The 13097-nt window shown below is 61.2% G+C and carries 13 protein-coding genes; 7 read left to right on the top strand and 6 right to left on the bottom strand.

Annotated features, from left to right (window positions below; all coding sequences use genetic code 11):
• Positions 1–81 precede the first annotated feature (81 nt).
• From pqqC to PSTU_RS0100295, 5 genes are all read right to left on the bottom strand, one after another.
• Positions 82–834 (bottom strand): pyrroloquinoline-quinone synthase PqqC, encoded by a 753-nt coding sequence (gene pqqC / locus PSTU_RS0100310; RefSeq protein ID WP_019339055.1) that lies wholly within the window; start codon positions 832–834, stop codon positions 82–84.
• Between the two features lie 94 nt (positions 835–928).
• The gene (gene pqqB / locus PSTU_RS0100305; protein ID WP_019339054.1) at positions 929–1840 is read right to left on the bottom strand and encodes a pyrroloquinoline quinone biosynthesis protein PqqB; all 912 of its coding nucleotides are present in this window, start codon (positions 1838–1840) and stop codon (positions 929–931) included.
• A 49-nt stretch (positions 1841–1889) separates the two neighbouring features.
• Positions 1890–1961, bottom strand: a complete 72-nt coding sequence (gene pqqA, locus PSTU_RS21110) for a pyrroloquinoline quinone precursor peptide PqqA (RefSeq protein WP_003253598.1) — start codon at positions 1959–1961, stop codon at positions 1890–1892.
• A 156-nt stretch (positions 1962–2117) separates the two neighbouring features.
• Positions 2118–3233 (bottom strand): NADH:flavin oxidoreductase, encoded by a 1116-nt coding sequence (locus tag PSTU_RS0100300; RefSeq protein ID WP_019339053.1) that lies wholly within the window; start codon positions 3231–3233, stop codon positions 2118–2120.
• A 240-nt stretch (positions 3234–3473) separates the two neighbouring features.
• Entirely contained in the window at positions 3474–4994 is a 1521-nt protein-coding gene (locus PSTU_RS0100295) for an aldehyde dehydrogenase family protein (protein WP_019339052.1), read from the bottom strand.
• Between the two features lie 412 nt (positions 4995–5406).
• Between PSTU_RS0100295 and pqqA (PSTU_RS22235) the strand changes: the two genes are divergently transcribed.
• The 6 genes from pqqA (PSTU_RS22235) (at position 5407) to PSTU_RS0100265 (ending at position 9462) form a co-directional block, all read left to right on the top strand.
• Complete coding sequence (gene pqqA, locus PSTU_RS22235) at positions 5407–5481, top strand: pyrroloquinoline quinone precursor peptide PqqA (protein WP_003282509.1); 75 nt, start codon at positions 5407–5409, stop codon at positions 5479–5481.
• A gap of 56 nt (positions 5482–5537) precedes the next feature.
• A complete protein-coding gene (gene pqqD, locus PSTU_RS0100285; protein WP_019339050.1) occupies positions 5538–5831 on the top strand; it encodes a pyrroloquinoline quinone biosynthesis peptide chaperone PqqD in 294 nt (97 codons plus the stop codon).
• Complete coding sequence (gene pqqE / locus PSTU_RS0100280; RefSeq protein ID WP_019339049.1) at positions 5800–6945, top strand: pyrroloquinoline quinone biosynthesis protein PqqE; 1146 nt, start codon at positions 5800–5802, stop codon at positions 6943–6945. Before pqqD ends, pqqE begins: the two co-directional genes overlap by 32 nt.
• Before the next feature lie 85 nt (positions 6946–7030).
• Positions 7031–7534: a urate hydroxylase PuuD gene (locus tag PSTU_RS0100275; protein WP_019339048.1), complete on the top strand. Its 504-nt coding sequence runs from the start codon at positions 7031–7033 to the stop codon at positions 7532–7534.
• Positions 7515–8612, top strand: a complete 1098-nt coding sequence (gene serC, locus PSTU_RS0100270; protein WP_019339047.1) for a 3-phosphoserine/phosphohydroxythreonine transaminase — start codon at positions 7515–7517, stop codon at positions 8610–8612. The genes PSTU_RS0100275 and serC overlap by 20 nt, the downstream gene beginning before the upstream one ends.
• Entirely contained in the window at positions 8605–9462 is an 858-nt protein-coding gene (locus PSTU_RS0100265; protein WP_019339046.1) for a hypothetical protein, read from the top strand. Before serC ends, PSTU_RS0100265 begins: the two co-directional genes overlap by 8 nt.
• Before the next feature lie 174 nt (positions 9463–9636).
• On the opposite strand, the gene PSTU_RS0100260 is transcribed toward PSTU_RS0100265, so the two are convergent.
• Positions 9637–11415 carry a PQQ-dependent methanol/ethanol family dehydrogenase gene (locus PSTU_RS0100260; RefSeq protein ID WP_019339045.1) on the bottom strand — a complete coding sequence of 593 codons (1779 nt, stop codon included), beginning with the start codon at positions 11413–11415 and terminating at the stop codon, positions 9637–9639.
• A 284-nt stretch (positions 11416–11699) separates the two neighbouring features.
• Between PSTU_RS0100260 and PSTU_RS0100255 the strand changes: the two genes are divergently transcribed.
• Positions 11700–12935, top strand: coding sequence for an ABC transporter substrate-binding protein (locus tag PSTU_RS0100255; RefSeq protein WP_019339044.1), 1236 nt, complete (start codon positions 11700–11702; stop codon positions 12933–12935).
• Positions 12936–13097 lie beyond the last annotated feature (162 nt).

Raw genomic sequence — 13097 nt, 5'->3', positions numbered from 1 at the left:
CCTCTGTCTCGCCAGTAATACGTCATCGGTATGGGGCGGTGGGCTGCCCCCCGGGGCTCATCAGGCCGTTCAGTCAACCGGCTAGAAGCTGATGCCCTTATGCCAGACGCGCTCACGCGTCACCGTATGGTACGGCGGGCGGTCCAGCTCATAAGCCATGCTCATGGCATCCAGCATGCTCCAGAGGACGTCCAGTTTGAACTGAAGAATATTCAGCATGCGCTCCTGGGCTTCTCGCGTCTTGTAGTGCTCGAGCGTGATGCGCAAGCCATGCTCGACGTCGCGGCGCGCTTCCTTCAAGCGTTTGCGGAAGTAGTCGTAACCGGACGCATCGATCCAGCTGTAGTGCTGTGGCCACGCGTCCAGACGGGATTGGTGAATGGTCGGGGCGAACAGCTCGGTGAGTGAACTGCTGGCAGCCTCCTGCCAGACGGCACGGCGGGCGAAATTGACATAGGCGTCGACGGCGAAGCGCACGCCAGGCAGGACCAACTCCTGCGACAGTACCTGTTCGCGATCCAGCCCCACGGATTCGGCCAAGCGCAGCCAGGCTTCGATGCCACCCTCCTCGCCTGGTTGCCCATCGTGATCAATGATGCGCTGGACCCATTCGCGGCGAGTTTCGCGATCCGGACAGTTAGCCATGATCGCCGCATCCTTCACCGGAATGCAGACCTGATAGTAGAAGCGATTGGCGACCCAGCCCTGAATCTGCTCGCGGGTCGAGCGGCCTTCGTACATGGCGCGGTGGAACGGATGATGGATGTGGTAGTAGTCGCCCTTGGCGCGTAGCGCCGCTTCGAACTCGGACGGAGTCATGGCTGGCAGGGTCATAAAAACTTCCTTACAGGTTGTGCGGGCTGTTCCTTCAGGCACGGGTTAGCACCTTCAGCCACTGAGTTCTCTGGTGATCGCGGGCGGAGGCAGGCTACAGCTCGATGCTCATGCCATCGAACGAAACCTCGATCCCATGCTCGTCGAGCACAGCGCGTTCAGCGGAGTCCTCGTCCAAGATTGGATTGGTGTTGTTGATGTGGATGAGAATCTTGCGCGCGGCGGGCATGCTGTCGAGCACCTCAATCATGCCCCCCGGACCGCTCTGCTGAAGGTGGCCCATCTCGCTGCCCAGCTTGGTGCCGACCTCGCGGATCCGCATTTCGTCGTCGCGCCACAGAGTGCCGTCGACGAGCAGGCAATCGGCGCTGCGCATGAGCTCCAATAGTTCGGGGCTGACCTTGCCGAGGCCCGGCGCGTAGAACAGCTTACCGCCGGTGTTCTGGTCCACGATCAGCAGGCCGATGTTGTCGCCAGGATGCGGATCGTTGCGGTGCGGCGAATAGGGCGGCGCGGAACTGCGCAGCGGGATTGGTGTGATTTCCAGCGTCGGACAGGTAGGAATGCGGAAGCTGCCGTCCAGCGCGATGGGATTCCAGCGCAGTCCGCCATTCCAGTGCTCAAGCATGTTGAACAGCGGGAAACCGGTGGTGAGGTCCTGGTGGACCATCTCCGTGCACCAGACCTGGTGCGGGCAACCTTCGCGCAGTGTCAGCAGGCCGGTGGTGTGGTCGATCTGGCTGTCCAGCAGAATGATGGCGCCAATCGCGGTGTCTCGTGGCCCGCGTGCCGGCTGCAGCTTAGGGAAGGATTCAAGCTGCGCGCGAATATCAGGCGAGGCGTTGCACAGTATCCAGTCCTCGCCGTTGTCACTGATAGCTATCGACGATTGAGTGCGAGCCTTGGCGCGCAAGCTGCCGTTGCGCAGCCCGGCGCAGTTAGCACAATTACAGTTCCACTGAGGAAAGCCGCCGCCAGCAGCAGAACCTAAAATCTGGATGAACATGGGCAGCTCCCAAAAAAACGGAGCCCCGACCGGGGCCGGGGCAGTTCAATCAGCGATTGGCGAAGTACATGGTGACTTCGAAACCAATGCGCAGGTCGGTAAAAGCAGGTTTAGTCCACATGGCTGGTTCCTCTTTTTGTGATGACGGAAGTATTCCGGCAACTCATTAAGCACCCTGATCCGTCAAAAGCGGAATGGTACTTTGGAAGGAGACAGCGCTCTGCATTGGTAGTGCCTCGTCTGCCTCCGTTTTCGTAACGCGCGATAACCTGCCTGCTCAGCGGCGCACAGCAGAGCGGCCGTGGGTGCCGCGCCAGGCCAGTTCATTGGTGATTGTCGCCATCGGCGAGAACATATCGAAGTCGAACGCCGTCAGCGGGACCTGTTCCTGTACACGCAGCGGCCAGTCATGATTGGCCAGCGCCGCCTTGCCTATCGCCACGAAGTCCAGCACGCCGGCGTCGAGCAGTTGCTGGGCCTGATCACCGGTGCCGATGGCACCATTGCCAATGATCGGAATTTCGACGGCGCCTTTAGCGATCGCCGCCAGGCTCTCGCCCTCCTCGAATGCCGGGGCGCTGATGTCGGTTTCTGTCACGTGGATATAGTCGAGCCCCGCGGCGGCTAGCGTGGCGATACGATAGCGCGCGGCCTCAAGTCCGCCGTCCCATTTGAGCCGGCTGTCAGTGACCATGCCTTGTGACAGCCGCATACCCACGACAAAGTCCGGCCCGACCGCTTCACGTACCGCGCGGATGATTTCCAGCGGCAAGGCCAGTCTCTCCTTGTAGTCTCCACCCCAGCGATCGGTGCGCTGATTGAACTCGGCTGTCATGAACTCATGCAACAGATAGCCGTTGGCGCCGTGCAACTCCACGCCATCGAAACCGGCGTCGCGTGCATGTTTTGCTGCCTGGACGAAGCCGGCAATCGCTTCCTGGATTTCTGCCTCGGTCATCTCCGCCGGCGTCGCGTAAGGGCCTTCGCCACCGTAGAAGCTGAGCTGCCGCCCGCCAGGCTGAACTGCGGATGGGGCGACGTGACGGGCGTGATGGATGTTGCCCTGAGTCTGTCCGCCGCCGTGCATCAGCTGGGCGATGATTGCCGCACCTGCCTGATGGACCGCACTGACAATCGGCTTCCAGCAGTCACGTTGTGCTTCGGTGGCCAGGCCCGGCTGGTTCAGGTAACCCTGGCTGTAAGCGGTATCCGTATAGGTGCCTTCGGTAATCAACAGGCCGAAGCCGCCCTCGGCAAAGGCCTGGTAGTAGTCACGCATCAATTCGTTGGGTTGCCCCTCCGGTTCGGCGCTGACGCGAGTCATCGGAGCCAGTACGGCGCGGTTGCGCAGGCGCAGCTGATTCAGTTGGGCGGGTTCGAGCAATTGGGGCATCAGCAAGTCCTCATGAGACGCGGGTCATGCTGAATCTGAGGCGCAACGGGCACTGGAGTTCGCTATACGCGTTCGGCGACTTGGCGAGGGCATAAAAAAACGCGGCCTTGCGGCCGCGTTGCGTTGATGGACCACCGGCCGCGCCCGGCCGGTCAGTGGTCCCCGCACTTGAAGCGTGCGAGCAAGTCAACCGGCGCGCTGGAGCGAACGCGCCGGGTCCTCCGAGTAACAGCTCCGGGCTTAGAAGAAGCCCAGTGGGTTGACGTCGTAGCTGATCAGCAGGTTCTTGGTCTGCTGGTAGTGATCGAGCATCATCTTGTGGGTTTCACGACCGACACCGGACTTCTTGTAGCCGCCGAACGCAGCGTGCGCGGGGTACAGGTGGTAGCAGTTGGTCCAGACGCGACCGGCCTTGATGCCACGGCCCATGCGGTAGGCGCGGTTGATGTCGCGGGTCCAGACGCCAGCGCCCAGGCCGAACTCGGTGTCATTGGCAATCGCCAGGGCTTCTGCCTCGTCCTTGAAGGTCGCCACGCCGACCACCGGCCCGAAGATCTCTTCCTGAAACACGCGCATCTTGTTGTGGCCCTTGATCAGGGTCGGCTGCACGTAATAACCGGTCGCCAGACCTCCTTCGAGTTTCTCGGCGGCACCGCCGGTGAGGATCTGCGCGCCTTCCTGCTGGGCGATTTCCATGTACGACAGGATCTTGTCGTATTGCTGCTCGGAAGCTTGAGCGCCGACCATGGTTTCGGTATCCAGCGGGTCGCCACGCTTGATCGCCTTGATTTTCTTCATCACCACTTCCATGAAGGGTTCGAAGATCGATTCCTGAATCAGGGCGCGCGACGGGCAGGTGCAGACTTCGCCCTGGTTGAAGAATGCCAGCACCAGACCTTCGGCGGCCTTTTCGATGAATGCCGGCTCGGCGTTCATGATGTCTTCGAAGAAGATGTTCGGGCTCTTGCCGCCCAGTTCAACGGTGCTCGGGATGATGTTTTCGGCGGCACAACGCATGATGTGCGAACCAACCGGGGTGGAACCGGTGAAGGCGATCTTGGCGATACGGGTATTGGTGGCCAGCGCCTGCCCCGCTTCCTTGCCGAAGCCCTGAACGATGTTCAGCACGCCGGCCGGCAGCAGGTCACCGACCAGTTCAGCGAACACCATGATCGACAGCGGCGTCTGCTCGGCGGGCTTCAAAACCACGCAGTTGCCGGCGGCCAGCGCCGGCGCCAGCTTCCAGGCGGCCATCAGCAGCGGGAAGTTCCAGGGAATGATCTGCCCAACCACGCCCAGCGGCTCGTGGAAATGGTAGGCCGCGGTGTGCTCGTTGATCTCGGCAGCGCTGCCTTCCTGCGCGCGGATGCAACCGGCGAAGTAGCGGAAATGATCGGCTGCCAGCGGCACGTCGGCGTTCAAGGTTTCACGCACGGCCTTGCCGTTGTCCCAGGTTTCGGCGATGGCCAGTTTTTCCAGGTTGGCTTCAATACGGTCTGCGATTTTGAGCAACACCAGTGCGCGGTCCTGCACCGAGGTTTTGCCCCAGGCGTCAGCGGCGGCATGTGCAGCGTCCAGCGCCTTTTCCACATCCTCGGCACCGGAGCGCGGGAACTCGGCGATGACTTCACCGTTAACCGGCGAGGTGTTGACGAAATACTCGCCCTTGACCGGCGGAACGAATTCACCGCCGATGTAGTTGCCATAGCGTGGCTTGAACGAGATGACGGAGCCTTCTGTACCGGGTTGGGCGTAGATCATGAGCGGCCTCTCTAGTTTTTCTGCTTGTCGAGCCTGACCGGACATGGACAGGACATGGAGCGATCTTAGGCAGTCCAGCCGCTTGGCCGGAATGCCCCCAAGGAACAGATGCGTTCCTCATTTGGTAGTAGAAGCCACAGTGCGTGCACAGCAGCCATGCATCCTGGTGCGTAAAAAAAGCGGGCCATTTGCCGGAAAAAAAGCTGCCAGATTAGGCCACTCCAGACCCAACGAAATTGACCATTCGCAAGGGCAGTCAGCCGCCTGGCAACTATTTTTAGCGCGCCCGAAAAGCGCGACCAACTGCCCGTAAAACCGATCCCAAAGTCGTATTAGTCGACCGCTCAAAGGGCCTTAGCTTCGAGGCGCAACATTGGTTTTCCAGAAAAACATCTGCCTGAGGAGATATGCCATGCAGTGGATCGATCCGGACTTCTGCGACCTGCGTCTGGGCTTTGAAGTCACCGCGTACGTCTACGTGCGCTAAGCCCCGACCGGCGTGATTGCAACCGCCTTCACGCCGGTCGAGCGAGGATAAAGGACATGACAACAACAAACATTTCGTCCCTCAGCTGCTACGAGATCCGCCCGCCTTTCCTGTTTCGCTGGGAAGAGTCGCAGCAGGCGCACGTACTGCTCTATCCCGAGGGCATCGTCAAACTGAACGCCACCGGCGGAGAAATATTGAAGCGCTGCGACGGCAAGACCAACGTCGCTGAGCTGATCAAGCAGCTTGCCCATAGCTACAACGCATCCGATATCGACGCGATCCGCAATGGCGTCCTGAATTTCCTGGAGGTATCCCATGGCAAAGGCTGGATCCGCGCTAAGGCTTGATGGCAACGGTAACCCCGTCTGGTTGCTACTGGAGCTGACCTACCAGTGCCCGTTGCAGTGCGTGTTCTGCAGCAACCCGCGCAACTTTGCTGAGTACCGCCAGGATGAGTTGAGCACCGCCGAATGGATCGACGTGATGGCCCAGGCCCGCGCCATGGGTGCGATGCAGATCGGCTTTTCCGGCGGCGAGCCGACGCTGCGCAAGGACCTCGAGACGTTGGTCGCCGAGGCCGATGGCATGGGCTACTACACCAATCTGATCACCTCTGGCATCGGGCTGACCGAAGCGCGGCTGCGCGCTCTGAAAGATGCAGGGCTGCGCCACATCCAGCTCGGCTTTCAGTCGACCGACCGTGATGTGGCACGTCAGCTGGCTGGCGTCGATGCGTGGGAGCGCAAGATAAAGATGGCGCGCTTGATCAAGTCCATGGAGTTTCCCATGGTGCTCAACGTTCCTATTACCCGTCAGAACATCAGTCAAATCCCGGACATCATCGAATTCGCCGTCGAGCTGGGGGTCGAGTACCTCGAACTGGCGAACGTGCAGTACTACAACTGGGCGCTGCTCAACCGCGATGCACTGATGCCGACCCATGCAGAATTGCAGAAAGCCGAAAGCGAGGTGCAAGCGGCACGCAAGCGTTTCGGTGACCGCCTGACCATCTTCTTTGTCATCCCCGATTATTTCGAAGGCAGGCCCAAGGCGTGCATGAATGGCTGGGGCGCCATACACGTCACCATCGCGCCGAACGGCAACGTGCTGCCCTGCTCGCAGGCGGCCAACTTCAAGGACCTCGCCTTTCCCAACGTGCGTCAGCAACGGCTGGAGCAGATCTGGCACGACTCGCCGGTATTCAACCTCTACCGCGGCGATGCCTGGATGCCCGAGCCTTGCCGCAGCTGTGACGAAAAAGAAAAGGATTTCGGCGGCTGTCGCTGCCAGGCGCTGCTGCTGACCGGCAACGGTGCAAACACTGACCCGGCGTGCAGCAAATCACCCCATCACCAGCTGATTCGCCAGGCCGTGGAGTTGGCGCAGGATGCCACCCGCCCGCAAGGCACGCTGATCGCTCGTCAGGCCAGCCAGGGGGTGGACCTTGAAACTACCCCATGACTCGTTTGGTGGCACCGTTAGCGCAGGGCTCGCGCTGACACTCGGCTGCTACCTGCTGCTGCGCGTGCTGATCTAGGAGGCGCCGATGCAACTGCCTGTGCTCGATGTGCTGGCTCGCTATGCGCATCTGCTGTTCGCGCTGGTCTGGGTCGGCCACAACTACGCCAATTTCATCCAGAACCCGCGCTTCGTGCCGCTGCAGAACGGCATCGACGCCGCCACGCTCAATCGCGACCTTGAAGCGCGGATGAAGCGTGAGCATGGCATCTTCCGCTACGCCTCGGTCGTGGTCTGGGTGTCTGGCATGTTCATGCTGTGGCAGCGCGGCTGGCTGGCCGATGCGCTGCTATTGCAGGGGCCGCTGGCGGTGATCGGCCTAGGCGCCTGGATTGGCACGCTGATGCTGCTCAACCTCTGGTTGGTGCTCTGGCCGCATCAGAAGAAGCTGCTCGGCTTCATACCTGCGACATTGGAGGAGCGGGTACGCTGCTCGCGGATCACCTTTCTCTCCTCACGCAGCAATACCATCCTGTCCTTTCCCCTCCTGTTTTTGATGGCAAGCAGTGGTCATGGCCTGCATCTCTTCTGAGTCTGAGCGCTACAGTTTTGCCGCTGGCCCGGCGATGCTGCCGAGCGCGGTATTGGCGCAGATCCACGACGAACTGCCGGACTGGAATCGCAGTGGCTTCTCGATCCTTGAGCAGCCGTTCACCAGCTCCGCATTCAAGCAGCTGATGGCCGAGACCGAACAGGATTTGCGCACGCTGCTGTCGATTCCGCAAAACTACCGGGTGCTGTTTGTGCAGGGTGGTGCCTCAGCGCAGTTCGGCCTTGTGCCGCTCAACCTGCTGCGGCCCGGGCAGAGCGCCGACTATCTGGAAAGTGGTCACTGGGCGCGTAAGGCGATCGTCGAGGCCCGTCGACACGCCCTTGTCAGTGTCATCGCCAGTGGCTCGACACAGAATTTCACCACGCTACCGGCAACCGAAGATTGGCAGTGCGACCCGAACGCCGGCTACTGCCATATCACCAGTAACGAAACCGGTAACGGCCTGCAACTACCGCACTTCCCGGAGCTGTCGGTGCCACTGGTTGCCGACATGACGTCGGATTTCCTTACCCGGTCGATCCCGGTCGAACGCTTCGGCCTGATCTATGCCAGCGCGCAGAAAAATCTTGGTGTCGCCGGGCTGTGCCTGCTGATCGTGCGCGACGACCTACTGCAACCGCCGCGGCCTTCGCTGCCCTCGGCGTTGAGTTATGCGGTACAGGCCGAGCAACAGAGCCGCTTCAATACTCCGCCGACCTTCGCCCTGTACGTCGCCAACCTGATGCTGCGCTGGATCAAGCATCAGGGCGGCCTCGCCGCGATGGCGGCAGCGACGGAGCGAAAAAGCCGGCGCCTATACGCCTGCATTGATCACAGCGGCCTATATCGCTGCCAGCAGCCCGTCGCGGATCGCTCGAAGGTGAACGTCTGTTTCGAGCTCCGCGATCCTCACCTGTTATCGGCGTTTCTTACCGAAGCCGAGCGTGGCGGCCTGCATCATCTGGCTGGGCACGCTGCCGTAGGCGGCATTCGCGCCAGTTTGTACAACGCCATGCCGCTGGCAGGCGTGGATCGACTGGTGGACTTCATGACCCGGTTCGAACGCATCCATGGCTGAAAACATCGACTTTGACGTCCTGCGCAAGCGCTTGGCACAGCGACTCGCACTGGGTCTCGTCGATATCGCGTGCCACATGCCCAGCCGTGCGATCAACCGCCCGGTAACGGCGATGGGCCTGCACTTCCCCTCGCCATTGGGCATCGCCGCCGGCTTCGACCGCAACGGCCGGCTCGGTCGTCGGGTTGCTGCATTGGGTTTCGGCTTCAATGAAATCGGCAGCCTGGCCTTCGATCAGGTTGCCAGCCTGGCGCCTGCACGCCACGGTGACGCGCGTCTTGGCATCAACCTGACCTTGGACGCAACGCAATCAACGGCCGAAGCGTGCGCCATGCTGTGTAACGCCTGGCCGCATGCCGACTACCTGGTGCTTAACCTGATCGGGCCGGCCAGTGCATCGCTGTTACGACAGAACGCGCGCTTGCTCCAATTGCTCACCGCGCTTCGCCATCAACAGCAGCAACTGAACCAAGTGGGGGGCCGCCGGGTTCCGTTGGTTGCCAAGCTACGCTGCCTGCCAGCGCAAATTCCGTTTTCGCTCGCAGGCCTGCTGCTGGAACTAGGCTTTGATGGTCTGCTCGCCGCTCATGATCCCGGACCGCCTGCAACCCGTCAGCGCTACCGCGACTGGCAAGACCAGCGTCAACAGGCGCAGGCCTGCGAGCAGATCGAGCATCTGCACAACTTCTGCGGTGAGGGACTTACGCTGATGTCGGTTGGAGGAATTCAGAGCGCCGCCGATCTTCAGGCGCGCCTGAACGCCGGCGCGCAACTGGTACAGGTCCATGCGGCATTGCTTCATCAAGGCCCCTGGCTGGCCCGCCACTTGCTGCGAGCCTTGCGGGAATGAAGCGCTATCGGTCGTCGCTCGATACATAACGACAGCGTGCCGTGCCTGTGCAGTTGAAGGCGCATGCCCTCAAATGGCCGGCCGATGCTCCAGTATCAGCCTTGTAGTCAGGCGATGGCTCCGTAAACGCAAAGGGCCGGCTATAGCAGCCGGCCCTTCGTTTGGAGTCTCAGATCAACGCTTGGCTACGACCTGTTCCTTCGGCAGTTTGAAGGTCCAGACCATGCCGCCCTGGTTGAAGTCCTTGACGCGCTTGGCAACCTCGCCGCCCCACAGTGGGACTGCACCACCCCAGCCGGAAAGCACCGATACGTACTGTTCTCCGTCCATTTCCCAGGTGACCGGAGAGCCGATCACGCCGGAGCCGGTGTTGAACTCGTAAACCTTCTCACCGGTCTTGGCATTGAACGCCATCAGGAAGCCTTCCGGGTTGCCGGTGAACACCAGATTACCCTTGGTGGCGAGAACACCACCCCATAGCGGTGCGTAGTTCTCGTAACGCCAGACTTCCTTGCCAGATTTCGGATCAATGGCGCGCAGTACGCCAATGTAGTCCTCGTTCAGCGGATGGATGGTGAAGCCGGCACCCAGATAGGCCGCGCCCTTTTTGTAAGCGACGCCTTCGTTCCAGATGTCCATCGCCCACTCGTTGGACGGCACATAGAACAAGCCAGTGTCCTGGCTGTACGCCATCGGCATCCAGTTCTTGCCGCCGAGGAACGATGGCGCCACGGTAACGGACTTGCCCTTGTCAGCGTCTCCCGGCGCGCCGGGACGGTTGGCGTCGTCGTAGATCGGACGGCCATCCTTGTCCAGACCCTTGGCCCAGGTGATCTTGTCCACGAACGGGAAGCCGCGGATGAACTTGCCGTTGGTGCGATCCAGTACGTAGAAGAAGCCGTTGCGGTCCGCGGTACCGGCTGCTTTGACGGTCTTGCCGTTTTCCTGGTAATCGAAGGAGATCAGCTCGTTCACGCCGTCATAGTCCCAGCCGTCATGTGGCGTGGACTGGAAATGCCATTTGATCGAGCCGTCATCGGGGTCGAGCGCCAGGCGCGATGAGGAATAGAGGTTGTCACCGGGGCGCAGGTGCGAGTTCCAAGGCGACGGGTTACCCGTGCCGAACAGCAGCGAGTCGGTGTCGGCATCGTAGTAGCCTCCCAGCCAAGGCGCTGCACCGCCGGTCTTCCACAGGTCGCCTGGCCAGGTCTTGCCGGCTTCGCCGCCCGAAATGCCATTCTCGACCTTTTTGCCGTCCTTCATCACGTAGCCCATATGACCTTCGACGGTCGGACGGGTCCACAGCAGTTCGCCATTCTTGGGATCGAACGCCTGAATCATGCCTACAACACCGAACTCACCGCCGGCCAGGCCAGTGATCAGTTTGCCTTTTACCACCATCGGCGCGGCGGAGATGGAGTAGCCGGCCTTGTAGTCGGCCACGGTCTTTTTCCAGACGACCTTGCCGGTGTCCTTGTTCAGCGCGACCAGCTTGGCGTCCAGCGTGCCGAAGATCACCAGGTCGTCATACAGGGCGACGCCCCGGTTGATCACGTCACAGCAAGGCATGATGCCGTCCGGCAGGCGAGCGTCGTACTGCCACAGTTCCTTGCCGGTGCGGGCATCGACCGCAAACACGCGCGAGTAGGAGCCGGTGAGGTACATCACGCCGTCTTTGATCAGTGGCTGCGCTTCCTGGCCACGTTGCTTTTCGCCGCCCAGGGAAAAGCCCCAGACCGGGCGCAGCTGAGCGACGTTCTCAGTGTTCAGGCTATCCAGGGTGCTGTAGCGCTGGCCTTGCAGCCCCAGGCCGTTGGTAACGATCTGATCTGTGGACTTGGCGTCATCGAGAATTTCCTGATCGGTGACTGCCCATGCCGACACGCTGGACACGGCCATGGCGGCGCAAAGCGCTGTCAGGGCGAAGGGCTTGCGAAGACCGGTGTGCTTCATTGCGGCTACCTCTACGGGTTCATTGTTATCGTCGCCGGGAAGTTTTCCCGGTCTAGTGGCGATTCTTGGTTCTGGCCGCTCCTGCAACAATTACACGCAGTACCGATTTTCCTCCTCCCTTGGTAGCAATACTCCGCGCAAGCCCCGTCATCCTTGCATCCTGCTGGCCAATCCGGGCGACCACACCGGCACCGAAGTTGAAGCCGGTGTGCCCGAAAAGACAATTCCTCACGCCGCCTTTGAGGCTTACAACGGATGCCCCTCCGCTCACAAGGACACGAGCCATGCATCGCCTCATCATCTGCAGCATCCTGTTGGCATGGGCTGCCACCGCCAACGCCGCCCAGCCAATTCGTCTGGGCTTGAATTACCCAAGCACCGGCAACTACAAGAGTGAAGGGCTTGAGCTGCGCCGCGGCGCCCTCCTCGCCATCGAGACCATCAACCGACAGGGCGGTGTGCTGGGCAGGCCGCTCGAGCTGATCAGCCGCAACTCGGCCGCCCGTGAAGAAAAGGCGCGGGCCAACATCGACAAATTCGCCGCCCAAGGCGCCGCGATGGCGTTTGGCGGCGCTACCAGCGAGGAAGCCGTGGCTGCCGGCCAGCGCGCCCGCGAGCTGGGCATGCTGTTTTTCCCCACGCTGGGGTATGCCAACGCGATCACCGGACACGATGGGCAGCGTTACCTGTTTCGCGAAACCAACAGCGCCTTGATGAGTGCACGCGTGCTAGGCGAGTACTTGAGCTGGCATCTGCCGAACCGTCGCTACCACTACGTCAGCCTCGACGACACCTGGGGCCACAGCATGGAACAGGCATTGCGCGAAGCCACCCGCAGCCGGGACCGAGCTCGCCACGGCTTCTCGCGGATCAGTGCCAGGGGGGCGCATCATGAGGAATATCGCGCCGCGCTGAAGAAGGCCGCGGCCAGTGACGCCGATGTATTGGTCGTCATCCTGCTCGGCCAGGATCTGGTGCAGACCATGCGTCTGGCGCATGACCTCAAGCTCGACCAGCGGATGCAGATCATCGTCCCCAACCTGACCGGCAGCATCGTTGAACAGGCGGGCCCGCAGGTCATGGAGCACGTCATTGGCACGGCAGCCTGGACCTGGCGCGTCCCGGCCCTGGTCAAAAGCGAACAGGGGCAGGCCTTCGTCGATGCCTATATCGCCCAGCATCAGCGCTACCCCGACAGTACAGCCGCATCCGCCTACGCCATCGTTCGGCAATGGGCTGCGGCCGTACAGCGTGCAGGCAGCTTGCACAGTGAGAAAGTCATCAAGACGCTTGAAGACCATCGCTACAGCCTGCTCAAGGATGAACAGTACTGGCGCAGCTTCGATCATCAGAATGTCCAGAGCATCTACGCCGTGCGGGTCCGATCGCGTGAGGAGATCATGCAGGACAGGTTCAAGCAGGATTATTTCACCATCATCCACCGCATGGATGGTGAAGCGGCAGCCCCAAGCCTCGATGATTGGCAGGAGGAGCGCGGTGACGAGTTGACCTTACGCTAGGCACCGCGTTGCGCAAGGAAGGTCACAGACTGAAACGCGGGCTCATGGGTCGTTAATCACCGAGCGAATGAGTGCCCGGACTTCACTTCGAGTCGATACAGTAGGCGCCTAGTGATCGGAGCGTTCATGTCTCCATGCGGGCCGCGCTGGAAAGACGCCATT

Source organism: Stutzerimonas stutzeri SDM-LAC, assembly GCF_000235745.1.
Classification (GTDB): domain Bacteria; phylum Pseudomonadota; class Gammaproteobacteria; order Pseudomonadales; family Pseudomonadaceae; genus Stutzerimonas; species Stutzerimonas stutzeri_H.
The sequence above is the reverse complement of the archived record's forward strand: the minus strand, read 5'-3'. Positions and strand labels throughout refer to the sequence as shown.